General features: G+C 68.6%; 21 protein-coding genes. 2 read left to right on the top strand and 19 right to left on the bottom strand.

Going from position 1 to position 21,584, the window contains the following annotated elements; translation table 11 throughout:
- Positions 1 to 341: 341 nt before the first annotated feature.
- From thpR to ACLFOB_RS07655, 4 genes are all read right to left on the bottom strand, one after another.
- On the bottom strand, positions 342 to 884 hold the full coding sequence (thpR, locus tag ACLFOB_RS07670; protein WP_410925697.1) for an RNA 2',3'-cyclic phosphodiesterase: 543 nt from the start codon (positions 882 to 884) through the stop codon (positions 342 to 344).
- Positions 884 to 2,044 (bottom strand): glycerate kinase, encoded by a 1,161-nt coding sequence (locus tag ACLFOB_RS07665; RefSeq protein WP_410925696.1) that lies wholly within the window; start codon positions 2,042 to 2,044, stop codon positions 884 to 886. Before ACLFOB_RS07665 ends, thpR begins: the two co-directional genes overlap by 1 nt.
- 346 nt (positions 2,045 to 2,390) lie before the next feature.
- Positions 2,391 to 3,305 (bottom strand): rhodanese-related sulfurtransferase, encoded by a 915-nt coding sequence (locus tag ACLFOB_RS07660; RefSeq protein ID WP_410917074.1) that lies wholly within the window; start codon positions 3,303 to 3,305, stop codon positions 2,391 to 2,393.
- A gap of 40 nt (positions 3,306 to 3,345) precedes the next feature.
- Positions 3,346 to 3,579 (bottom strand): hypothetical protein, encoded by a 234-nt coding sequence (locus tag ACLFOB_RS07655; RefSeq protein WP_410917073.1) that lies wholly within the window; start codon positions 3,577 to 3,579, stop codon positions 3,346 to 3,348.
- Positions 3,580 to 3,698: 119 nt separating this feature from the next.
- On the opposite strand from ACLFOB_RS07655, the gene ACLFOB_RS07650 reads away from it, so the two are divergent.
- Complete coding sequence (locus ACLFOB_RS07650; RefSeq protein WP_410917083.1) at positions 3,699 to 4,415, top strand: M48 family metallopeptidase; 717 nt, start codon at positions 3,699 to 3,701, stop codon at positions 4,413 to 4,415.
- A gap of 628 nt (positions 4,416 to 5,043) precedes the next feature.
- Entirely contained in the window at positions 5,044 to 5,940 is an 897-nt protein-coding gene (locus ACLFOB_RS07645; RefSeq protein WP_410917071.1) for a bifunctional methylenetetrahydrofolate dehydrogenase/methenyltetrahydrofolate cyclohydrolase, read from the top strand.
- 22 nt (positions 5,941 to 5,962) lie between these two features.
- Here the strand turns inward: ACLFOB_RS07645 and ACLFOB_RS07640 are convergent, their stop codons facing one another.
- The 15 genes from ACLFOB_RS07640 to cpaB form a co-directional block, all read right to left on the bottom strand.
- A complete protein-coding gene (locus tag ACLFOB_RS07640) occupies positions 5,963 to 6,403 on the bottom strand; it encodes a PaaI family thioesterase (protein ID WP_410925695.1) in 441 nt (146 codons plus the stop codon).
- A gap of 62 nt (positions 6,404 to 6,465) precedes the next feature.
- A complete protein-coding gene (gene pdeM / locus ACLFOB_RS07635; RefSeq protein WP_410917067.1) occupies positions 6,466 to 7,137 on the bottom strand; it encodes a ligase-associated DNA damage response endonuclease PdeM in 672 nt (223 codons plus the stop codon).
- Between the two features lie 121 nt (positions 7,138 to 7,258).
- Complete coding sequence (locus tag ACLFOB_RS07630; RefSeq protein ID WP_410925694.1) at positions 7,259 to 9,661, bottom strand: ligase-associated DNA damage response DEXH box helicase; 2,403 nt, start codon at positions 9,659 to 9,661, stop codon at positions 7,259 to 7,261.
- Positions 9,662 to 10,022: 361 nt separating this feature from the next.
- Positions 10,023 to 10,268 (bottom strand): hypothetical protein, encoded by a 246-nt coding sequence (locus ACLFOB_RS07625; protein ID WP_410925693.1) that lies wholly within the window; start codon positions 10,266 to 10,268, stop codon positions 10,023 to 10,025.
- Positions 10,265 to 11,575: an ATPase gene (locus ACLFOB_RS07620; protein WP_410925692.1), complete on the bottom strand. Its 1,311-nt coding sequence runs from the start codon at positions 11,573 to 11,575 to the stop codon at positions 10,265 to 10,267. The genes ACLFOB_RS07625 and ACLFOB_RS07620 overlap by 4 nt, the downstream gene beginning before the upstream one ends.
- A gap of 102 nt (positions 11,576 to 11,677) precedes the next feature.
- Positions 11,678 to 12,172 (bottom strand): prepilin peptidase, encoded by a 495-nt coding sequence (locus ACLFOB_RS07615; protein ID WP_410925691.1) that lies wholly within the window; start codon positions 12,170 to 12,172, stop codon positions 11,678 to 11,680.
- Positions 12,173 to 12,179: 7 nt separating this feature from the next.
- On the bottom strand, positions 12,180 to 13,028 hold the full coding sequence (locus ACLFOB_RS07610) for a tetratricopeptide repeat protein (protein ID WP_410925690.1): 849 nt from the start codon (positions 13,026 to 13,028) through the stop codon (positions 12,180 to 12,182).
- A gap of 29 nt (positions 13,029 to 13,057) precedes the next feature.
- A complete protein-coding gene (locus tag ACLFOB_RS07605; protein ID WP_410925689.1) occupies positions 13,058 to 13,612 on the bottom strand; it encodes a tetratricopeptide repeat protein in 555 nt (184 codons plus the stop codon).
- 28 nt (positions 13,613 to 13,640) lie between these two features.
- Positions 13,641 to 14,633 (bottom strand): type II secretion system F family protein, encoded by a 993-nt coding sequence (locus tag ACLFOB_RS07600; protein ID WP_410925688.1) that lies wholly within the window; start codon positions 14,631 to 14,633, stop codon positions 13,641 to 13,643.
- Between the two features lie 13 nt (positions 14,634 to 14,646).
- A complete protein-coding gene (locus tag ACLFOB_RS07595; RefSeq protein WP_410925687.1) occupies positions 14,647 to 15,615 on the bottom strand; it encodes a type II secretion system F family protein in 969 nt (322 codons plus the stop codon).
- A 4-nt stretch (positions 15,616 to 15,619) separates the two neighbouring features.
- The gene (locus ACLFOB_RS07590; protein ID WP_410925686.1) at positions 15,620 to 17,068 is read right to left on the bottom strand and encodes a CpaF family protein; all 1,449 of its coding nucleotides are present in this window, start codon (positions 17,066 to 17,068) and stop codon (positions 15,620 to 15,622) included.
- Positions 17,069 to 17,079: 11 nt separating this feature from the next.
- The gene (locus ACLFOB_RS07585) at positions 17,080 to 18,318 is read right to left on the bottom strand and encodes a CpaE family protein (protein ID WP_410925685.1); all 1,239 of its coding nucleotides are present in this window, start codon (positions 18,316 to 18,318) and stop codon (positions 17,080 to 17,082) included.
- A gap of 178 nt (positions 18,319 to 18,496) precedes the next feature.
- Positions 18,497 to 19,165: an OmpA family protein gene (locus ACLFOB_RS07580; protein WP_410925684.1), complete on the bottom strand. Its 669-nt coding sequence runs from the start codon at positions 19,163 to 19,165 to the stop codon at positions 18,497 to 18,499.
- 17 nt (positions 19,166 to 19,182) lie between these two features.
- Positions 19,183 to 20,607 carry a type II and III secretion system protein family protein gene (locus ACLFOB_RS07575; protein ID WP_410925683.1) on the bottom strand — a complete coding sequence of 475 codons (1,425 nt, stop codon included), beginning with the start codon at positions 20,605 to 20,607 and terminating at the stop codon, positions 19,183 to 19,185.
- Positions 20,608 to 20,795: 188 nt separating this feature from the next.
- A partial coding sequence (gene cpaB / locus ACLFOB_RS07570) for a Flp pilus assembly protein CpaB (RefSeq protein ID WP_410925682.1) occupies positions 20,796 to 21,584 on the bottom strand: 789 nt, incomplete at its 5' end.

The following is a 21,584-nucleotide window of genomic DNA, read 5'->3' as shown; positions in this document are numbered from 1 at the left end:
TTGAGGTCGCTGTGGGGTAAAACCCGTGGAAGTTCGAGTCTTCTCGACCGCACCATCTTTTCTCCCTTAAATCCCAGAAGCTTAGGAAAAACAGGGCCTTGGCCTTGCGTTTTGTCACACTTTAGTCACGCCGGCGAGGTGCGACAGGGCTGCGTGAGTGGCACGGATGACAAAGGTCACAGGGACGATCCGGCGCAGCCGGACCTACGACACTCCCGCCGACTTGCGAGGCCGATACGGCGGAAAGACCCATCTGCGCGAGTGCCTGCGGACCCGACCAAGCGACCGCGCGCCACATCGCCATGGGGCTCTTCGGTTCCTGCGGTCCCTCCTCGCGGCCCTCAGCCCAGCGGGTAGTCCGCCAGGGTCTCGTGTCGTGCCCCCCCGCCCGTGCGGAGGACGGAGTGAACGAGTTTTACCGCCCGGGCCGTGAAGGGCGGCGCCTCGAAATGGCCGTTCTCGGTCAGGAACCGTTCCAGCAGCGTCACCTCGTCGCGGCGCAGATGGCCGAAGCGGGCGATGGTGACATGCGGGCGAAACCGCCGCCGCCCGGGCGCGACACCCGCCGCGCGCAGCCGTGCCAGCACCTTCGACTGCAAGGCGCGCAGCGGTTCGGGATCGGCGACACCGGCATGGAGCACGCGCGGCGCGCGCCCGCCGAAGAGCTCCAGGCCGGTCAGGCGGACCTCGACCGCTTCGGCGCGCAGCCCCTGCATCGCCTCGTGGATCGCCTGCGCCGCCTCTTCGGTCTGCTCGTCGAGAAAGACCAGTGTCAGGTGGAATTGATCGGGGTCGGCGGGGCGCCCGGCGGGCAGGTCGATCTGCACGTCCTCCAGCACCTCGCGCACCTCCTCGGGCATCGGGATCGACAGGAACAGCCGCATCAGCCCGCCTTCAGCCCCAGCGCCAGGTCCATGACATTCGTCCCGGTGGGGCCGGGTTCGAAGAGCAGCCCGTTTGCGGCCAGCCATGTGCCGCTGTCGGCGGCGGCGAGTGCCGCACCGGCCCCCGGCCCCCAGCTCGCCCCATCCACGAAGGCGCCGGCCGCGCCGGTCGGCCCGTCGGTGCCATCGGTGCCCGCGATCAGTGCCGCCGCGCCCTCCTGCCCCGCGATCCCGCGCGCGACCATCAGCGCCAACGCCTGGTTGCGCCCGCCGCGCCCCGGCGTCTCAGGCAGGACCACCGTGGGCTCTCCGCCCCAGATCCACAGCCCCGGCGGCCCGGCGCGCAGTCGCGCCCCGATCATGGCAGCGGCCTCGCCCACGTCGCAGTAGAGGTTTTCCGCGTTGCCCTGTACCGTCAGGCCCAGCGTCTGGGCCTCCGCCGCCACAGCCGCGCGCGCCACCGCGTTGGAGGCGACGATGCGGGTCTCGTGCGCGAACCCTGCCCCTTCCGGAACCAGTCCTGTCCCCGACCCGATCACGGCGATGTCGTCGCCCTGCACATCCGAAATCGCCAGCACCGTCACCCGCGCGCCGCCGAAAGCCTGCAGGAGCCGCCCGCCCTTGATCCGCGACAGCTGCCGCCTCCGGGCGTTCATGGTCGCTATGTCGGCACCAGAGGCGATCAGCGCCCGCGTCTCTGCCGCGAGGTCGTCGAGGGTCAGGCCCGCGACCGGCGCCTCGGCCAATGCGGAGGCGCCGCCGGAGATCAGCAGCAGCAGATGCGACCCGGGCGGGCAGGCCGCCACGCGCTCCAGAAGGGCGGCCCCGGCCCGCAGGCTGCCGGCGTCGGGCAGCGGGTGGCCGGCCTCGATCACCTCGAGTCCCGCCTGCCCGTCGTGTCCCGCCTGCCCGTCGCCGTGGCCGTCGCCGTGGCCGTGCTTCGTGACCGCAAGCGCCGGCACCCGTCCGAAGCGGTCGAGCGCCGCCCGCGCCATCGGCACGGCAGCCTTGCCCACGGCGAGCACGAGGTCCGGGCGCGGCACGGGTGCCGCGTCCAGCGCGTGCGCCACCGCCTGTCGCCCCTCCACCGCGGCGACCCCGGCCCGCCAGAGCCGCACCAGCATGTCCCGCGCGTTGTCCATCCCGGTCCTCTCGCCCATCGCGGCGATCCTTGTCGCGCGCAGGGACCGCGTCAACAGGCCCCGACGTGGTGGCAGCGGCGCCTTCTGCACATGTCGCAACGGGCAGGGAGGGCACAACATGGACCAGCGATGCGCACGGAACGGCGCGGCAGGGTGCCGGCGATCATGATCGACCGTCCTGCCGCGCTGCCTTCCTGGACGAAATCGCGTGGAATCTGCTCGATATCGGGATTGTCGCGATGCTCTTGCTGCGCTCCCGTTGCCCGTGGCCTGCGCCGGCCTGAGCCGCGGCGAATTTTCGATCGAAAATTCGTGCGGCGCCGGGCGCGGGATCAGAAGAATTTTCGATCGAAAATTCTTCGGGTCAGCCTGCGCCTTGCGGGCCCATGTGCTGGCGTCCGCGCGCCTGTGCGAGCCGCATCTGGCGGTGCCGTTCGCGGTAACGCGCCTTGTCCTCTGCGCTGGTCTCGGACGCGCAGTAACGGCAGCTCACGCCGGGCTCGTGATCGGGATGACGAACATCCTCGGGGCGCAGCGGGCGGCGGCAGGCGTGGCAGAGCACGGCCTGTCCGGGGCGCAGCCCGTGCCCGACCGACACCCGCCCGTCGAAGACGAAACAGTCCCCGTGCCACAGGCTCTCATCCTCCGGCACCGACTCGAGATAGTTCAGGATACCGCCGTCGAGATGATAGACTTCTTGCACGCCCTCCGAGAGCAGGAAACTGGTGGCCTTCTCGCAGCGGATACCGCCGGTGCAGAACATCGCCACGGGACCGTTGCCGAAGCGCGCACCGTTCGCGCGCCACCAGGCGGGGAAGTCCCGGAAACGGCGCGTGCCCGGATCGACAGCCCCTTGGAAGCTGCCCAGGGCGACCTCGTAGTCGTTGCGCGTGTCGATGACCGTGACATCGGGCCGGCGGATGAGGTCGCCCCAGTCCTCGGGGGCGACATGGGTGCCGACGCGCTCGGCCGGCCTGACGCCCGGCGTGCCCATGGTCACGATCTCGGGCTTCACCAGCACCTTCAGGCGGGCGAAAGGCTCCGTTTCCGCCTCGCTCTCCTCGAAGCGCAGCCCGGCGCAGCCCGGCAGCGACCGAAGGAAGGCAAGCGCTGCGCCGAGCGCCAATTCGGAGCCGGCGAGCGTGCCGTTGATGCCCTCTTCCGCGATCAGCAGCGTGCCGCGCACGCCGGCCTCCCCCAGCGCGGCGCGCGCGGCCGCGCGCACCGCCGCGGGGTCGTCGATCTGGGCGAACCGGTAGAATCGGGCAACGACAGGCATGAGACCTCGCGGGGCGCTGATGTGGCGGCTCTGGCGGCGCTCACTGTCCCTTGCGGGTATAGACCCCTTCCGGCAGGCGCAAGGCGGCGGCGAGGTCACGCATCTGGGTGATCGAGAGCGTCACGCGCTGCACCCGGTCGGTGCGCGGATCGTATTGCTCGACCGTGACGCAATCCTCGAAGCCGTGCACGATCACGTCCTCCTGCAAGCGCCCCGTGCCCTCGTCCACGAGAGTGACCACCGTGGCGTCGAAGTCGTGCTCGATGCTGAACATGCGCCGAAGTTAGCGGCTCGGTGGCGATTCGCAAGCGGACGGCACTCCCGGCCTTGTGGCTGGAGGGGATGCGGCAAAGAGGTTATCTCCCCAACCAGACCGATCTCGCCGGAATCGCCATGCACCGCCTGCTTGCCGCTCTTGCCGTTCTCGCTGCGCTCGCGGGATGCGCGGCCCCGCCCGCGCCGCGGCCCATGCCGCCGGCGCCCGAAGCGTCCGTCCTCGCGCCGGAGATACGTGCGCAGGCCGATGCAGCGGTCCGCCGCTTCGCATCGGTCGTCGCCGCCGTGGAGCCGGTCGCGGAACGCGAGTGCCGCGCCCTGCGCACACAAGGCAGCTGCGACTTCCAGATCGTCGTGGACGACAGGCCCGGCCAGCCGGCGAACGCCTTCCAGACGCTCGACCGGCGCGGGCGGCCCGTTATTGCCTTCACGATTCCCCTGATCGCCATGGTGGAAAACGAAGACGAGCTTGCCTTCATCATGAGCCACGAGGCCGCGCATCATCTGCTCGGCCACATCGATCAGGCCCGCGTCCATGCGGAGACCGGCGCGCTTGTCCTGGGGCGCCTTGTCACGCTCTCCGGTGGCAACGCCGACTCCGTCCGCTCTGCCGAGGAAGTCGGCGCGCTCCTGGGCGCGCGGCGCTTCTCAAAGGAGTTCGAGCTCGAGGCCGACGCGCTGGGCACGGTGCTGACCGCGCGCGCCGGATACGACCCGCTGCGCGGCGCCCGCTTCTTCGAGCGGCTTCCGGATCCCGGCAACAGGTTCCTGGGCACCCATCCGCCCAACGCCGCCAGACTGGACGTGGTCCGCCGGGTTGCAGCGACTCTCTGACGGCTGCAGCAGCCCGCGCTTCCCGGGCGCCCACGCGGCCTTTCGATGCCCGCGCGCGGACACCCAGGAAGGCGGCAGGCTGTCCACCGCGCGCGGGCGCCGGGCGACCGGACCAGGCCCGTTGCCGGCCGCCAGCGCGTGCCCGCATGTCGAATGGTCACGCGCCGCCTCTGCCAGCCCGACGTCGCGCGGCCAGGCGAGGCCCATCTCCCGTATCCGCCCGAAAGGCGTGAAGCGACGGATCCGCTGCGCCCCGTCGCCGGGGCGCTCGCGCTGCCGGAGACCGCGCCCGTCGCCGTGTTTGCCAGGGGGCAGGGATCTGAGACGGGAGACCCGCAGGCTGTTCGGTTTGACCGTTGCGCATCCTTCTTCCGATCCACCTTCGCCGTTGCGACCGCCCGGACACTCCCGCGCGGCCATGAGAGTCTAACCGGCTGACTTCAAAGCAAGGATCAAAGCCAACTGGGCTTCCGTGGGAACCTGTGCTACGGAAGGACAGGCCCCTGGCCGGGGGTATTTTTGGCAAGAGGAAGCAGGGCCGGGCGCGGGGCGCATGTAGGGTGCGTGCTGGCACGCACCGTCGCGAGGTGGGCGCGTAATCCGGCGGAAGCTGGGAAAGAGGGACGGCATGACGGCGCAGACCATCGACGGCAAGGCCTTCGCGGCGCGGATACGTGGCGAGGTGGCCGGGCATGTCGCCGTGCTCGGGCGCGCCCACGGGATCGTGCCGGGGCTGGCGGTGGTGCTGGTGGGCGAGGATCCGGCAAGCCAGGTTTACGTGCGCAACAAGCACAGGCAGACGGTCGAGGCCGGCATGCAGAGCTTCGAGCACCGGCTGCCGGTCGGGACGTCCGAGGATGCGCTTCTGGCGCTGATCGCGCGGCTGAATGCGGACCCGGCCGTGCACGGCATCCTGGTGCAGTTGCCGCTGCCCGCGCAGATCGACGCGGACAAGGTGATCGCGGCGATCCACCCGGCCAAGGACGTGGACGGCTTTCACATCTCGAACGTGGGGCTGCTCGCCACCGGGCAGAAGGCGCTGGTGCCCTGCACGCCGCTGGGCTGCCTGATGATGCTGCGCGACCGGCTGGGCAGTCTTTCGGGGCGCGAGGCGGTGGTGATCGGCCGGTCGAACATCGTGGGCAAGCCGATGGCGCAGCTGCTGCTGCGCGACAGCTGCACCGTGACCTTGGCCCACTCGCGGACGCGCGAGCTTCCGCAGGTGGTGCGCCGGGCCGAGATCGTGGTCGCCGCCGTGGGGCGGCCGGGCATGGTCACGGGTGACTGGATTCGTCCGGGCGCCACGGTGATCGACGTCGGCATCAACCGGATCGAGGACCCCGTGACGGGCAAGACCCGGCTGATGGGTGACTGCGATTTCGACAGTTGCGCGGCTGTGGCTGGTGCGATCACCCCGGTGCCGGGCGGGGTGGGGCCGATGACAATCGCCTGCCTTCTGGCCAACACGCTGACCGCGACCTGCCGGGCTGCCGGGCTGCCGGAGCCCGAGGGGCTGACAGCCTGAGCGGCGCGGCCGTCACCCGCCCTCAGGCAGGCGGCACCGGCACCATCGTGCCCTGCAGCACGGCGATCAGGCGCCGCGCGCCGTCGTGCTCCGCCTCGACCTCGGCGGTGACCACGACAAGCCGCCGGCCGGGCTTGACCACGCGGCCGGTGGCGATCAGGCGCTCGCCGGCGCCGGGCGCGAGCAGGTTGATCTTGATCTCGGCTGTCAGCACTTCGCTTCCCGCGGGCAAGACGGTCAGCGCCGCGTAGCCTGCCGCGCTGTCGCCCAGGGAGAAGGTCAGGCCTGCGTGCGCATAGCCGTGCTGCTGCCGCGCACCGGGCAGGATGGGCGCCTCGATGATCGCGCGTCCGGGCGCGAGCATGGTCATGCGCGCGCCGAGTGTCGCCATCAGGCTCTGTGCGGCGAAGCTGTCACGGATCGCGCGGGCGCGGTCCGGGTCGAGGGGGCCGTCATGGGGCATGGGATGTCTCGCGCTTGTCGGGTGGAACAGTGCCCGCCACGGGCGATGCCCGCAAGATGACCTCAGGCCGCCCGGCGCGGCATCGGGACCGGAAGGGCCCGCGGCCCGGTCAGCACGGCCAGCGCGTCCGGGCGCATCAGGTCGGCCAGCGCCCGGTCGTGGCAGTCGAGACCGCCGGTGTAGGTGCCGTAGGCCGGCATCACCACGCGGTCCCCGTCGATCAGGAAGGCGCGGCGCGCGAGCGTGCCTGCCCGGGTGCGGATGCGCGCCTTGGGATGGTAATGGCCCGAAATCTCGCCTGTCGCGCCAGGCATGGCAATGTGGCGGAAGACGAGGGGCGGCACAGGCAGTTCGGCCAGATGCGTGCCGCCAAGCTCGACCGGGCCGGGATCGTGGTTGCCCGCGATCCAGACCCATGTGCGGCCGGCCTGCATGCGGGAGATCCAGAGCCGGGCGGCCTCGGGGAGCGTCACGGCCGCCGCGTCGTCGTCGAAGCTGTCGCCGAGGCAGAGCACGGACACCGCGCCGGTGGCGGCGATATCGGCGTCGAGGCGTTCGAGCGTATCGGCGGTCTCATAGGGCGGCAGCGCCGCGCCGCCACGCCGCGCGTGGCGCTCGGCCTTGCCCAGGTGCAGATCCGCCACGCAGAGCATCCGCCGTTCGGGCCACCAGAGCGCGCCGCTGCCCAGGGCGGAAAGCCGTTGCCCGGCGAGGGTGAAGTCGTAGCCGTTCATGCATTGTTCTGTGCCCCGTCGCGGCGGGCTTGGCAAGAGGCCCGAAAAATCTTCGATCGAAGATTTTTCTGTGCGGGGCGCGGGCGATGAAGGCGATTTTTCGATCGAAAAATCGCCCGCGTCAGGTGTTCAGGCCGGCTTCGGCCATCAGCACGGCAGCTGCTTCTTCGGCCAGCCGCTCGCGGCCGGCGCCCTCCACGGGCACGCGGCCGGGTTCGAGGAAGAGCGGTGCGGCGAGCGGCGTGACGCGTTCCAGCGCCACGTGGTCGACGCGACCCGCCACGCGTGCGCACATCTCGCGGATGCGGTCGAAATCGACGAGCCCGCGCATGGCCTCGGTCCGCGTGATCCGCAGCATCAGGTGCCCGGGGTCGTATTTGCGGAGCGTGTCGTAGAGGATGTCGGAGGAAAACGTCGCCTGTTTGCCGGATTTCCTCGCCTGCGGCGTGTTGCGCTCGATCAGCCCGGCGATGGTGGCCGAGGCGCGGAAGGTCCGCTTCATCACCGCGTTCGAGGCCAGCCAGTGCTCCAGTCCTGCCTCCAGTGCCGCGATGTCGAAGAGTGGCGCGGGGTCCGGCACTGTCTCCAGCCCCCAGATCAGCGTGGCGTAGTCGGTCGAGACGAAGCCCAGCGGGTCGAGCCCCATATCCTCCATCCGTTTCGTCAGCAGAAGGCCCAGCGTCTGCTGCCCGTTCCGCCCCGCGAATCCGTAGGCGACAAGATGCTGTCGGCCCTCGTGGGGGAAGGTCTCGATCAGCAGCCGGTCGGGCACGGGCAGGCGGGAGACCTGGCGTTGCAGGGCCAGCCACTCGGCCGTGTGCGAGGGCAACTCGGGCCAGCGGTCCTGCCCGAACAGCCGCAGGATGCGGGCCGAGAGCTGCGTCGAGGTGGCGAACTTGGTGCCGTTGAAGACGGCGATCTTCGGCGTGGTGCGAGCCGACGGCGAGACCTCGACCGTCAGCTCGCGCAGCGCGTCGTAACGCACGATGCGGCCGCCGATCAGGAAGCTGTCGCCGGGGCTGAGCGAGGCGGCGAAGCCTTCCTCGACCTCGCCCAGCATCGGGCCGCGCCCGCGCATGCGCACCTTGAGCGTGTCAGTGTCCTGGATCGTGCCAATGTTCATGCGGATGCGTTGTGCCGCGCGCGGGTCGCGCAGGTGCCAGCGCCCCTCGGCGTCCTGCTTCAGCCGCTGCCAGCGGTCGTAGGCCCGCAGCGCGTAGCCCCCCGTGGCCGCGAAGTCGAGGCAGGCGTCGAAATCGGCGCGGCCGAGGCCTGCGTAGGGGCCGGCGCGGCGCACCTCGTCGAACAGATCGTCGGCGTGGAAGGGGCCCGCGCAGGCCGTGATCAGGATGTGCTGGCAGAGCACGTCCAGCGGGCCGGGTCCGCGCGGTTCGCCGTCGAGGTCGTGGTCGCGCACGGCCTGAAGCGCGGCTTCGCATTCGACCACCTCGAAGCGGTTGGCGGGCACGAGCAGCGCCTTCGACGGCGCGGTGTAGCGGTGGTTCGCCCGTCCGATCCGCTGCACCAGCCGCTTGACGTTCTTGGGCGCGCCCACCTGGATCACCAGGTCCACGTCGCCCCAGTCGATGCCAAGGTCGAGCGAGCCGGTGCAGACCACGGCGCGCAGCTCGCCCACGGCCATCGCGGCCTCCACGCGCTCGCGCTGCGCGCGGTCCAGGCTGCCATGGTGGATGCCGATGGGCAGGCCGTCGTCGTTGGCGAGCCAGAGGGTGTGGAAAAAGATCTCCGCCTGCGCGCGGGTGTTGTGAAAGATCAGCGTCGTGCGATGCGCGCGCACCGCCTCCAGCACCTCCGGAATCGCGTAGGCGCCGCCGCCGCCGGCCCAGGGCGGCGCGGCGCGGGTGCGCATCATGCGGATGTCCGGGTCCGGCCCGGGATCGGCGGTCAGCACCTCGGCCGGCGCCTCGGCGCGGGCGAGGAAGCGGGCCAGCGCCGGGGGATCCTCGACCGTGGCGGAAAGCCCGACGCGCCGCAATCCGGGCCGCAGGCTTTCCAGCCGCGACAGCGCCAGCATCAGCTGATCGCCCCGTTTCGATTCGGCCAGCGCATGGATTTCGTCCACGATGACCCTTTCGAGACCCGCGAAGATGCGCGGCGCATCCTCGTAGCTGGTCAGCAGGGCAAGGCTTTCGGGCGTCGTCAGCAGGATATGCGGCGGATCGGCGCGCTGCCGGCGCTTCTGGGTGTAGGAGGTGTCGCCGGTGCGGTCCTCCACCCGGACGGCCAGGCTCATCTCCTCGATCGGACGCGTCAGGTTGCGCCGGATGTCGGCGGCCAGCGCCTTGAGCGGCGAGACGTAGAGCGTGTGCAGACCCTCGCGCCCGCCGTCCGCGAGTTCGGCGAGCGAGGGCAGGAAGCCCGCCAGCGTCTTGCCGCCTCCGGTCGGTGCGACGAGGAGCAGCGCGGGCGCGTCGGCGCGCGCGAGCATCTCGGCCTGATGCGGGTGGATGTCCCAGCCGCGGGCGGCGAACCAGTCTGAAAAGCGCGGGGGCAGGGCGGTCATGCGCCTCATGTAGCAGAGCGGCGCGCGGAGGGGAGGGGACATGCAGGGCGCGACAAGGCGATGCTGCCTCGCGCAGACTGCGCGAAAACTGCCGCGCGCCGGAGGTGGGCGACAGGGACGGCCTGGCGCGACCGGGCGCCCCGATCAGCAGGGCCAGATCGCATGACAGCTTCCGGCGGGATTCGTCCATCGGGGTGGCAGCCAGCGCCGCATCTTCGTGCCTGATCTCGCGGACAGCATCGCGCCGGCCTGCGCCGCCTGCCAGCTCGCCGAACCCGCCGTCGCGCTCTGGCTGCTTCTGCTCGGCCTGTGGACGTTTCGGCGAGCAAGACCGGCAGCACCGCCCGGGCGTTCCGGGCAGTCAGTCGGCTGACGCCCTCAGGCCACGGCGCAGCGCCCCGATCCCGGCGGTCAGGCGTGGCGAAGTGTGGGCGCCGGCATCCTCGATCCATGTCGAGAAGCGGGCGCGCAGCGGCAGCAAGGCGGCGAGCTCCTCGTCCGTCCAGCCGGACAGGACTTCGCCCATCAGCAGGAACTCGTAGCGGCGCACCGCGCGGATCAGGTCGCGGCCCCGGTCGTTGAGGTTCGCGCCCGCCGAATGGCTCACTTCACGATCTGCTCGTCGCGCACGAACATGTTGGCCCAGGCGCGGTCGATCAGGTCGGGGCGCATCTGGTTCGGAATGCCTTCGAAGGCGCAGATCGACAGGATCTGGTCGATCAGGAAGACCGGCTGATAGTTGGCATAGACGTTGTCGATGGTCGGATATTTCTCCTGCAACAGGTAGATCAGGCTTTCCTCGTCGAGGGGCAGCTTCTTCTTGCGGGCGACCAGCGCGAATATCTTGAGGAAGTTCTCCTGGCTGGGGCCGTCCACCTTGATCTTGTAGAAGATCCGGCGCAGCGCCGCCTGGTCGAAGATCTCGTTCGGGTGGAAGTTGGTCGAGAAGATCACCAGCGTGTCGAAGGGCACCTCGAACTTCTCGCCCGACTGCAGCGCCAGGATGTCCTTCGATTCCTCCAGCGGCACGATCCAGCGGTTGATCAGCGCCTGCGGCGGCTCCTTCTGCCGGCCAAGGTCGTCGACGATGAAGATGCCGCCCGTGGCCTTCAGCTGCAGCGGCGCCTGATAGGTGCGCGCCGTCGGGTTGTAGACCAGGTCGAGCATCTCGAGCGTGAGCTCGCCGCCGGTGATCACGGTGGGGCGTTCGCAGCGCACATAGCGCGTGTCGAAGGTCCGGCGGCGCCGCAGGCTTGTCGGGTCGTCCACCTCTTCCTCGGCCCTGGAGTGCACGATTGGGTCGTAGACGGTGATGACCTGGCCCGCATATTCGATGGCGCGGGGCACATAGACCTTGTCGCCCATCGCGTCGCGGATGCCGTTCGAGATCGAGCTCTTGCCGTTGCCGGGAGGCCCGTACATCAGGATCGACCGGCCGGCGCCGACCGCGGGGCCCAGATGGTCCAGGAGGTCCTCCGGCAGCACAAGGTGGCCCATTGCGTTGACGAGCTGGGCGCGCGTGATCTGGATGTTGCGGATCGACTGGCGGGCCACCTGCTCTCGATAGACCTGCAGCGGCACGGGCATGGCGCCGAAGTATTCCGACTGCGCCAGCGCGTCGAGCGCGCGGGTCTTGCCGGCATCCGTCAGCTGATATCCCATCTCGCCGCCGGAATTGGCGTTGAGCGTGCCCGTGGCCTCGAGGAGCTTCTGACTGCGGGCGATATCGACGATATCCTGCGTGACGTTGACCGGCAGGCAGACGGCGCGCGCGATCTCGGTCACAAGGTCCAGGTTCTTGCGGAACATGGTCTTGAGCAGGATGTCCCGCATCATCACCACCGGCAGCCGCATGTCCTCCAGCCCCTTCGGCGGGGGCGGTGCCATGACCGTCGGGGGCGCTTCCATGTTCATGTCGGATCTCCCTGGGTGCAATTGCACACGCGCAGGTCATCGCAGGCGATGCGCACCGCTGGCAGGGCGGGAATTGGGCATTTTCGGGGCGATCGCCCGGGCTCAGGCCCCGTGCAGCGCGCCAAGCGCCAGATAGGCGATCAGTGTGGGCCCAAGCGCGAGGCCCATGGGAAAGTCGCGTCCGCGCGTCCAGCTTTCCCAGTCGGGCGCCAGCCTACGCAGCGGGGTGGCCCGCGCCGCGCGATGGGCGACGAAGGCCGCAAGCAGCACGGCGGAGAAGAGGAACATGAGCGTCAGCGCATCGCCAGGTGCCACGAAAGGTGCGGCGGCGGCGAGGAACTTGGCATCCCCCGCACCCATTGCGCCGGCGGCGTTCAGCACGATGCCGGCCAGCAGCACGAGACCCAGCTGCGCAAGCCGCCAGGCATAGTCCTCGAGCGGAAGGGCCAGGAGGCCGACCGCGACGAAGATGCCCGCAAGCGCGAGGTTGGCCATGTTGGGGATCTTCATCGTCGCCAGGTCGGACCAGGCGACGTAAAGGCACACCGGCACCACGAAGGGCAGGAACCAGAGCGCGGCGGCAGCCTCGATCGCCATCGCTGCCTCAGCCTTCCAGTGCGGCAAGGCTGCGCGCCGCGGGCTCGAAATGCTGCGGATGCGTCTCCAGCGCGTCGCGGAAAAGGCCCTTGCCGGTCTCGACATCGCCGCGCTTGACCGCCGACAGTCCCAGCGTGTGCAGAAGCTGCGCACGCTCCTCCTGGCTCATCGGGATCACGGGCAGCGAGTAGTTGCCTTGCGCGCCGCGCGCGAGGACGAGATTGTTCTTCGCGGTGAAGAGTTTCGGATCCTGCTGGATCGCCTCGCCGAAAAGGCGCTCCGCCTCGGCATAATCGCCGCGCGTGAGCTTGGAGAATCCCCAGTTGTTCAGAACCCCCGCAGGCTGCGTCGTGAGCCCCAGTGCGGTTTCGTAGAAGCTGTCGGCCTTCTGCCATTCCTCGTTGGTATCCGCGACCATCGCTTCCAGCCGGTAGCGCCGGAAGGTTTCGTGCGTGGGCGAGATGCCGTCCAGCAACGCTTCCGCACGGTCCCATTTGCCGGTCCGGATCAGCGCGTCGGCCAGAGCCACGCTGTCTTCGTCGGTGGCTTCGGCGTGCTCGGTGACGCGCGTCCAGACCGGCACGCCCTCCGTCGCGCGGTCGGCGCGCACCAGCGAGGCCGCAAGCCCGCGCAGCAGGTCGATACGGTCCGGCTGCTGCGCGGCGGCCCGCTGAAAATAATTCACCGCCTCGTCCGGGTCGGCCGCGGAGAGCATGACCTCGTTGAGATTTGTCTCATCGACGACATTGATGCCGGCCAGCGCGCGATCGACCTCGTTGTCGCTGCGCGTGGCACCGCACCCCGACAGCGCGACGATACCCGCCGCGCAGAGGGCCACCATGACCGGTTGGCGCATGTCCCTGCGTCCCTTGCTGCTCTTGCCTCTCAGGGCACGCGGCGGATCAGGTAGTCGGACGACCCGCGGCGCACCAGCTTGTAGTCTTGTTGTTGCCGGGGATCATACGCGGTTTTTTCGAGTTTATCGAGGGCAAGGCGAAGATTGTCGCGAATTGCGTCGCTTTCGCCATTGTCGAGCGCATAGGCCTTGCGCAGGAGCTGCGCCGCTTCCGCCGTCTTGCCGCGTTCCATCAGCACGACGCCCAGGTTGTTCCAGACCTCGGGCCAGGCATCGCCCGCTTCGGTCGCCCGGCGCAGCAGGTTCTCCGCCTGATTGAGCCGCCCGAGGCCAAGGTTCGCCGTTCCCATCGCGCTGAGCGTTTCCGCCGTCAGGCCCTGCTCGGCCGCGGCGCGCTGAAAGGCCTCGAGCGCCAGCTCCGCCTCGCCCGCCTGCATCAGGCGGTGTCCCACCAACATGCCGTCGACCGACCTGCCGCGCGGATCGACAGGCGGCGCGAAGGTGCGATCCGGGCGGGACGTTTCACTGCAGGCTGCGAGCGACAGGATGAAGAGGACCGGCCATGCCGCGCGCGCAAGCGCCATGCGAAGGTTCCCTTAGCCCCAATCTGCCTCAGTTGCCGGCGCTCAGTTCGCCGAGCTTGCCCAGTCCCACGACCGACGGCCCAACAAGGATGATCAGCAGCGGCGGGACCGTCAACACCATCGTGGTGAGCGTCATCTTGGTGGGCAGCTTGTTGGCAGCCTCTTCGGCGCGCATCACCCGCTTGTCGCGCATCTCGCTCGCGTAGACGCGCAGCGCGTCGGAGATCGGGGTGCCGAAGGTCTGGCTCTGGATCAGCACGGTCACGAAGCTGGACACGTCCTGCACGCCGCAGCGCTCGCCCATGTCACTGAGCACGGCGGGTTTGTCCTTGCCGGCCTTCATCTCGTGGCTCACGATCTCGAACTCGTCGGCCAGCGAGGGCGAGGAGGCGCGAAGCTCCTTCGCCACGCGGATGATTGCCTGGTTCAGCGACTGGCCGGCTTCGACGCAGACCAGCAGCATGTCCAGCGCATCGGGGAAATTGAGCGTGATCTCTTCCTTGCGCTCGGCCACGCGCCGCGTGATCCAGTACTTCGGCAGGAAGTAACCCGCCGCGCCGGGGCCGAGGATGAAGCCGATCTGCTGCTGCGCGGACAACTGGTCTGCCCCGACCAGCACGAGCGTGTAGATCACGCCCGCGATCAGACCGGCGAGGCCGAGCGTCATCTGCGCGAAGTGGAAGATGCGCACCGCCTCGCGCGACCGGTAGCCCGCCTGCAGCAGCCTGAGCCGCATCTCGGAGAGTTCCTTGGCATCCTGCGGCTCGAGGAAGTTCGCGTATTTCTTCAGCCGGTCCGAGCGTTCGCGCTGGCGCAGCACCGCCTGGCCGTCGCGGGGGCGGTCGCGGTCGCGCCCCTCGGCCTGGGCCTTCAGCTTCTCCATCGGGTCCGTCTGCCCGCGCAGCAGCAGGGGCAGCGCGAGCAGCACGAAGAACAGGCCGACGCCGCCAAGCGCGATGACAGGTCCCATCGGGCCGAACATGTCGGTCAGCATCATGTGCAGGATCGCGAGGGTCTCCATCGGCAGGGCCTCCTCAGACCTTGATGTTCACCAGAGCCCGCATCACGAGCAGGTTCGCCACAAGCAGGATTCCCACGACGAAACAGGCGGGCACGAACAGGGGATGGTCCAGCACCTCGTCATAGTAGTTGGGCTCGAGAATGTTGATGCCGATCAGTGCCACGATGGGAAAGGCCGACAGGAAGTTGCCCGACCACTGCGCTTCGGCCGTGATCGCCTTGACCTTCCGGAACAGGCGGAAACGCGCGCGGATCACCTTGGCCAGTCCGTCCAGGATCTCGGCCAGGTTGCCGCCGGACTGCTGCTGGATCGTCACGGCCACCGCGAGAAAGCGCAGGTCCTGCATGTCCAGCCGCTCCGCCATGTGCTTGAGCGCCTCGCCCACGTCGCGGCCGTAGGTGGATTCGTCGGCGATGACCCCGAATTCGGTGGCGAGAGGATCCGGGATCTCCTTCGACACGATCGAAAGGGCAGACGAGAACGGGTGGCCCACGCGCAGCGAGCGCACCATCAGCTCCACCGCGTCGGGAAGCTGTTCCTCGATCATCTTGAGGCGTTTCTTGGCCTTGCTGTTGACCCAGAAATAGACCCCGCCGACGCCCATCGCGATCGAGGTCACCACGCGCACCGGAAACGCCGTCTCCGTCGCCACCGAAAGCCCGAGGAAGGCCATCAGCGACAGTGCGCCCATGATCATGATCAGCTGGTTGGGGGTGAAGGCGATCGCGGCCTTCTGCGCCTTGTCGGCCAGCATCGCGTAAAGCGGTACGGACCGCGAGCGCATGTGCTGGTCCATCTCCTTTCGGAGGGTGGCCAGCACCTCTTCGCGGCGGGTGCCGCCCTGCAGCATCTCGAGCCGGCGGTTGACCCGGCTGTTGAGGCTGATCGACTTGCCGAAGACCGTCAGATAGACGCCTTCGACCATCAAAAGCACGGCGACGAAGATCGCGGCGTAGATGAGCGGTTCGGCCGAGATTTCCATCCGCTCACTCCGCCGCTATGGGATCGAAGATCGAGGGCGGCAGGTCGTAGCCCCACTGGCGGAAGCGCTCCGCATAGTGGCTGCGCACACCTGTCGCGGTGAAATGCCCGATGATCTTGCCTTCCGGTGTCAGGCCCACCCGCTGATAGCGGAACACCTCCTGCATCGAGATCACCTCACCCTCCATGCCGGTGACCTCGGTGATGGAAACCATCCGGCGCGAGCCGTCCTGCAGGCGGCTGGCCTGCACGATCAGGTTGACGGCGCTGGCGATCTGGCTGCGCACTGCCTTGAGCGGCATCTCGATGCCGGCCATCGCGATCATGTTCTCGAGGCGCGAGACCGCGTCGCGGGCGTTGTTGGCGTGGATCGTCGTCATCGAGCCGTCGTGGCCCGTGTTCATCGCCTGCAGCATGTCGATCACCTCCTCGCCCCGGGTCTCGCCCACGATGATGCGGTCGGGACGCATCCGCAGCGCGTTCTTCAGGCAGTCGCGCTGGGTCACCGCGCCCTTGCCTTCCACGTTGGGCGGGCGGCTTTCCATCCGGCCGACATGGCTCTGCTGAAGTTGCAGTTCCGCGGTGTCCTCGATCGTCAGGATCCGCTCATCGTCGGCGATGAAGGAGCTGAGCGCGTTGAGCGTCGTCGTCTTGCCCGAGCCCGTGCCGCCCGAGACGATCACGTTGAGCCGGCAGGCGACCGCAGCCTGGAGGTAGGCGGCCATTTCCTCGGTGAAGGCGCCGAACCTGACCAGATCGTCGATTCCCAGCTTTTCCTTCTTGAACTTCCGGATCGAGACAAGGCTGCCGTCCACCGCGATGGGCGGGACCATCGCGTTGAAGCGCGAGCCGTCGGCGAGGCGGGCATCGACGTAAGGGTTCGACTCGTCGACACGGCGGCCCACCGCGCTGACGATCTTGTCGATGATCCGCTGCAGGTGGCGCTCGTCCTTGAAGGTGACGTCGCTGAGTTCCAGCCGGCCGCTGCGCTCGACGAAGATCTGGTGCGGGCCGTTGACAAGGATGTCGTTGACGCTGTCGTCCTGCAGCAGCGTCTCGAGCGGGCCCAGCCCGCGGACCTCGTCGTAGAGCTCCTGGTTCAGGGTCGTGCGGTCCTCGCGGTTGAGGACGATGCCCTTTTCCTGAAGCACCTCGGTCGCGATATCGTTGATCTCTGCGCGCAGGTCGGCCTCGGTCGCGTGTTCGAGCGCGGCGAGGTTCAGGTTTTCAAGCAGCGCGCGGTGCAGTTCGAGCTTGATCTCGGCAAGCCGCTCCTTGCGCTTCTTGTCCTTGTCGCCCGGCGCCGTCTGGCCTGCGCGGCGCGGCATCGGCTTGCGAATGACCGCCGGCTGCTCGATCTCGCGGACGGCGGGTTTGGGGGCAGGCCCGCGATCGGCACTGCCGCGGGCGGGCGCGGGATCGTTGCCGGCGGGCTTCTTGTAGCGCGAAAACATCGCGAACCTCCTCAGGCGGCCTCGGCCGAGTTGCGGCCGATGTCGTAGAGCGACCGGGCAAGCTTCGCGATGTCGCGGCGCAGCGTGTTCTTCGCCGCCGACACCGCAAGCGGCGTGCCGTGGTCGCAGGACTGCGTGACCTGACGGCCGCCGTCGGCGAGCTGAAGCTCGATCCCGATGCCGAGCGACTCGGCCATGCGCTTGATGCGCGCCTTGCCGTTGAGATCGGTGAAGCGCGGCGCCCGGTTGAGGGCGAAGCGGAGCTTCTCGAAGGGCAGTTCCTCGGCCTGAAGCGCGCGCTTGAGGCGCAGGGTGTTCTGCGCCGAACGCATCTCGAGTTCCACCAGGCCGAAGTAGACATGCGCCGCGGTCAGAACCGTTTCCGTCCACTGGACCACTGCGCCGGGCATGTCGACGACCACGAAGTCGAAGTGCCGCGACGCCATGTCGAGCACGCGCTCCACGTCCTGCGGGCCGATCAGATCGAGCGGGACGAGATCCGCGGGTGCCGTGAGCACATGCAGCCTGTCCTCGTAGGCCATCAGCGCCTGGCCGAAGACCTCGTCGTCCATGCTCTCCGTGTCGGTCAGCATCTCCAGTACCGCCTCGCGGCGCGGCAGGTCGAGGTAGGTGGCGACCGATCCGTGCTGCAGGTCGAGGTCCAGAAGACAGACCCGCGGCGCATTCTCCTTGACGACCGTGGCCAGTTCCCAGGCGAGATTGACCGCGAAGGTCGTGGCGCCCACACCGCCTGCCATGCCCTGCACGGCAAGGATGACCCCGTCGCCGTCGCCGCCCTTGCCCAGCGATGCGCCGCCTTCCGCCCTGGTCTGCGCAACCGAGGATTGGCGCAGGCGCTTGATCGCCGCGGAGAGCTCGCCCTCGGGCAGCGGATAGGGCACGAATTCGTCCGCGCCCTGCCGCAGCAACTGATGCAGGGAGGCCGGGGTCACGTCCTCGGCGATCAGGATCACCTTGATCCCCCTGGCCGAGGCTGCGGCGATCACCTCGCCAAGCATCGGCAGGTTCTCCTCGTCCTCCCCGTCGATGGCCATGGCCACGAATTCGAGCGTTCCGGCCTCGGGCTGATTGAAGAAGGTCATCGCCTCCGCGAAGCCGAGATCGCCCCAGCTTTCGCCAAGCGCCGCTTCCATGTCCTCGATCAGTAGGTCGAACTCCTGCACGTCGCGGCTGACCGTGCAGGCCATGATCGGGGCCGGTTCGGGTTGCAGGCTCGCCGTACTTGTCATTGCCTCACGTCCTGTCCGTTGGGCCGCCCTGCGTGCGCGGCCATTCGCGTGCGGGGCGCGACCGTTTCGGTCGCGGCAGTCCCTGCCGCCAGACGAAGATCGTGGAAAACTGAGGCGAATCTAGGGCCGAAAGATCGTATTATTGGGGTGTATGGCGACGATCCGCGGCTTGAGGGCTCTACTGTCCGGAGCCGAACCCGTCGCCCTCGCTGCCGGCCAGACCGGTGCTCGGCACCGCGCTGTCCACGTATTCGCGATAGATGACTTCGGCATAGCGCCCGTCCAGCACCGTAGGATGACGCTCGTAGAATCCCGAGACTTCGGTGACCGTGCGGCGGTTGCGCATCTCGCGTCCCTCGGTCACGACAAGCGGCTGCGTCTCGCCGAACGAGACGAGCGCTTCCAGCCGGTCGCGGCTGATCCCCTGCCGGGCGAAGAAGTCCACCACCGCCTGCGCCCGGCGCAGGCCCAGCCGGTAGTTGTAGGCGTTCGATCCGACGAGGTCGGTGTGCCCGTAGACACTGAAGCGCAGTTCGGGGAACTGGCGCACGAAGTCCGCCTGACGCGCGAGCGTCGCCCGCGCCTGCGGTGTCAGATGCGCGCTGTCGAACTCGAAGTTGACCGTGGTCTCCACCGAGTCGGCGAACTTGCGAGCCAGGCCGTTGATGCACTCTTTCTGCCCGGTCATGCACTGGGTGTTGTGCATCGTGGCGTTGCCGAAGGTGCCGTTCGAGTCTGCCAGCACGCCGGCTTCGTTGAAGAACGCGGTGCGCTGATCCGGGGTGCAGGCGGCCAGAAGGCTGGCCGCGAGGCCGAGACTGGCGAGGGGCACGAGCGGTTTCGGCATCGGAACTCTCCTGTCCCTCAATCCATGACGTAGCCGTAGGAGCCCGAGAAGTCCTGCCGTGCGACCTCTCCGGCCGCGCCGCGCGCGGGACGGCTGCGGTCGCTGACGCGGCCGTGCAGGAAAAGATCCTTTTCGGTGGGCGGGCGGACCCGGTCGGTCGGCAGGGCCAGCGCCTCGCCGCGCGTGGGCGTCACCAGATGGGGCGTGACGATGATCACCAGCTCGGATTGCTCGCGCTGATATTCGGCGCTGCGGAAGAGAGCGCCCAGGACGGGAATGTCGCCCAGCCAGGGCACCTGTCCGGAGACGTCGCGGAAGTCGTCCTGCAGCAGGCCGGCGATGGCGAAGCTTTCGCCGTCGCGCATCTCGACCGTGGTCGAGGCCTCGCGCCGGCTGAAGGCGTCGATTCGGAACGCGTCGAGCTGGAGGCCGTTCGCGGGATCGATGGAGGAGACCGCCGCCTCAAGCTCCAGGTTGATCAGGTCGTCGTCCACCACCCGAGGGATGAAGTTGAGCTCGATGCCGAAGGGCTTGAACTCGACCGAGACGCTGCCGCCTTCCTGTGCGACCGGCACGGGATATTCGCCGCCGGCGAGGAACTTCGCCTCCTGGCCGGAAAGGGCGGTCAGGTTCGGCTCGGCCAGCGTGCGCACCATGCCCTTTGATTCCAGAGCTTCGAGCAGCACGCCCACCTCGACCGCGCCCACGTCGAAACCCAGCAGCAGAGCACCGTTGCTCTCCCTGGCATTGGGCAGGTTGCCGCCCAGCAGGGAGGTCTGGGACGTGCCCGACGCACCGGCATTGGTCCCGGACTGCACGCCGAGATCTCCGTCGAGCGCCGCTCCGCCAAGGGCGAAGGAGGTGCCCAGCGACTTCGAGACCGAGCGCTGCATCTCCGCGAAGCGGACCTTGAGCATGACCTGCTGCACGCCGGCGACGCTCATAAGGTTGGATACCCGCTCGGGCGCGTAGCGTTTCGCCAGTTCCAGCGCGCGCTCCATCTTCTGCGTGGACGAGACTGTGCCCGACAGGACGATGCCATCGTTGGCCGCGCGCACCTCGATGTTCTCGCCGGGCAGGATCTGGCGCAGGCGTTCCTTGAATTCGGTGACGTCGGCGGCGACCTTCACCTCGACATTGGTGATCAGCTGGCCGTTCGCGTCGAGCAGCGTCAGCGTGGTGATGCCTGGCGCGCGGCCGAGAACATAGATCGTGCGGTCCGACAACGAAGAGATGTCGGCGATCTGCGGGTTGGCGATGGACAACTCCGCAAAGGGGGTCTCGCTTTCCACCACGACGGCACGATTCATCGCCACCGACAGCGAGGAGGAGGTGCCGGAATTGAGCACGCGCACGTCATTTGCCCACGCCGGTTGCGAAGGTTGGGAAAGGGCGACCGCCATGCCCAGTAGCGTGGCGCGGAAGGCTCGCTCGAATGTCATGTGACCTGCCTCTCGATCACGGAAAGGGGCGGTTCTTCGGCCGCGTTTCACGGCAGAGTGGGGCAGGCGTGAAATTATTGCAAGAATCAACATCTTTCGGGGCGCGGTTTATGTGGACAAAGGGCAACATGCCGATCTGGCTGCTGCCCTTGCGCTCGCCCGCCGGACGGGCAAGTCCTTGATCGCGCTCAATTCGTGCAGGGAATTTCGATCTCGACGACCTCGTTGCCCCGGCGGGTGCGGATCGTGCATTCTTCTTCCGGCGCGACCGGGGCGGCCTCGGGTTCCGCCACGATTCCCAGCAGACGCATCTGATCGACCTGCAGGGCTTCGGCCACGGTGTTGTCGTTGGCACCGACCAGCGACAGCGAAAGCCGGCCGGTCGATTGGGCCTGCGCCAGGGCCGCGACCTGCTGCGGGCTGGCCGCGACCGTCACGGTGCGCGCGATCGTCGTGCCGGCGAGATCGCCGCTGTCGGCGATCTGGTCGACAGCCACGAGTTCCACGCCGCTTTCGATCAGTTTGGTGACTTCGCCGCGGCCGCGTCCGTCGGCCCCCTCCGTGCGTCCTGTCCAGTAGACGTCCACCCGGTCGCCCGGCCGCAGGAAGCCCGACACGCCCGAGGCCACGTCGACCTTGATCGCGAAGGCGCGCATGCCCGGCTCGAGGCGCGTGGTGATGCCTGCGGATTCGCCGGGGCGGGTCAGCTTGACGGCAAGCAGCGGCTCGCCCTTTTCCATCGTGCGCAGCACGGTGCGCGCGCCCTCGTCGCTGAAGAGCGACTCGTCGCCGGCCACGAAAATCCCTTCGGGCAAAGCCTGCTCGGGCCACGGCACGCTGCGCACGTCCTCTGCCGTCAGCTTCTCGCCGTACTTCAGCTGGCGTGCGGCGACAAAGACCTCTGCCATCGGAACCGCCTCGGGGCGGTCCGCCCGCTCGGCAGCCAGCGCGGCCTGGTAACTGTCGATGTAGTTCTT

This window comes from Rhodosalinus sp. (genome assembly GCF_046542825.1).
Classification (GTDB): Bacteria; Pseudomonadota; Alphaproteobacteria; order Rhodobacterales; family Rhodobacteraceae; genus Rhodosalinus.
This window is presented reverse-complemented; position numbering and strand designations above follow the sequence as displayed.

Excerpts from the sequence above, each read along its gene's own strand:
- ACLFOB_RS07590 (WP_410925686.1), bottom strand. The coding sequence starts at position 17,068 with ATGTTTTCGCGCTACAAGAAGCCCGCCGGCAACGATCCCGCGCCCGCC.
- thpR (WP_410925697.1), bottom strand. The coding sequence starts at position 884 with ATGCGGCTGTTCCTGTCGATCCCGATGCCCGAGGAGGTGCGCGAGGTG.
- pdeM (WP_410917067.1), bottom strand. The coding sequence starts at position 7,137 with ATGAACGGCTACGACTTCACCCTCGCCGGGCAACGGCTTTCCGCCCTG.
- ACLFOB_RS07575 (WP_410925683.1), bottom strand. The coding sequence starts at position 20,607 with ATGACATTCGAGCGAGCCTTCCGCGCCACGCTACTGGGCATGGCGGTC.
- ACLFOB_RS07640 (WP_410925695.1), bottom strand. The coding sequence starts at position 6,403 with ATGCCCCATGACGGCCCCCTCGACCCGGACCGCGCCCGCGCGATCCGT.
- ACLFOB_RS07600 (WP_410925688.1), bottom strand. The coding sequence starts at position 14,633 with ATGGAGACCCTCGCGATCCTGCACATGATGCTGACCGACATGTTCGGC.
- ACLFOB_RS07665 (WP_410925696.1), bottom strand. The coding sequence starts at position 2,044 with ATGGGCGAGAGGACCGGGATGGACAACGCGCGGGACATGCTGGTGCGG.
- ACLFOB_RS07630 (WP_410925694.1), bottom strand. The coding sequence starts at position 9,661 with ATGACCGCCCTGCCCCCGCGCTTTTCAGACTGGTTCGCCGCCCGCGGC.
- ACLFOB_RS07585 (WP_410925685.1), bottom strand. The coding sequence starts at position 18,318 with ATGACAAGTACGGCGAGCCTGCAACCCGAACCGGCCCCGATCATGGCC.
- ACLFOB_RS07605 (WP_410925689.1), bottom strand. The coding sequence starts at position 13,612 with ATGGCGCTTGCGCGCGCGGCATGGCCGGTCCTCTTCATCCTGTCGCTC.
- ACLFOB_RS07660 (WP_410917074.1), bottom strand. The coding sequence starts at position 3,305 with ATGCCTGTCGTTGCCCGATTCTACCGGTTCGCCCAGATCGACGACCCC.
- ACLFOB_RS07595 (WP_410925687.1), bottom strand. The coding sequence starts at position 15,615 with ATGGAAATCTCGGCCGAACCGCTCATCTACGCCGCGATCTTCGTCGCC.
- ACLFOB_RS07650 (WP_410917083.1), top strand. The coding sequence starts at position 3,699 with ATGCACCGCCTGCTTGCCGCTCTTGCCGTTCTCGCTGCGCTCGCGGGA.
- ACLFOB_RS07655 (WP_410917073.1), bottom strand. The coding sequence starts at position 3,579 with ATGTTCAGCATCGAGCACGACTTCGACGCCACGGTGGTCACTCTCGTG.
- ACLFOB_RS07645 (WP_410917071.1), top strand. The coding sequence starts at position 5,044 with ATGACGGCGCAGACCATCGACGGCAAGGCCTTCGCGGCGCGGATACGT.
- ACLFOB_RS07615 (WP_410925691.1), bottom strand. The coding sequence starts at position 12,172 with ATGGCGATCGAGGCTGCCGCCGCGCTCTGGTTCCTGCCCTTCGTGGTG.
- ACLFOB_RS07620 (WP_410925692.1), bottom strand. The coding sequence starts at position 11,575 with ATGAACATGGAAGCGCCCCCGACGGTCATGGCACCGCCCCCGCCGAAG.
- ACLFOB_RS07610 (WP_410925690.1), bottom strand. The coding sequence starts at position 13,028 with ATGCGCCAACCGGTCATGGTGGCCCTCTGCGCGGCGGGTATCGTCGCG.
- ACLFOB_RS07580 (WP_410925684.1), bottom strand. The coding sequence starts at position 19,165 with ATGCCGAAACCGCTCGTGCCCCTCGCCAGTCTCGGCCTCGCGGCCAGC.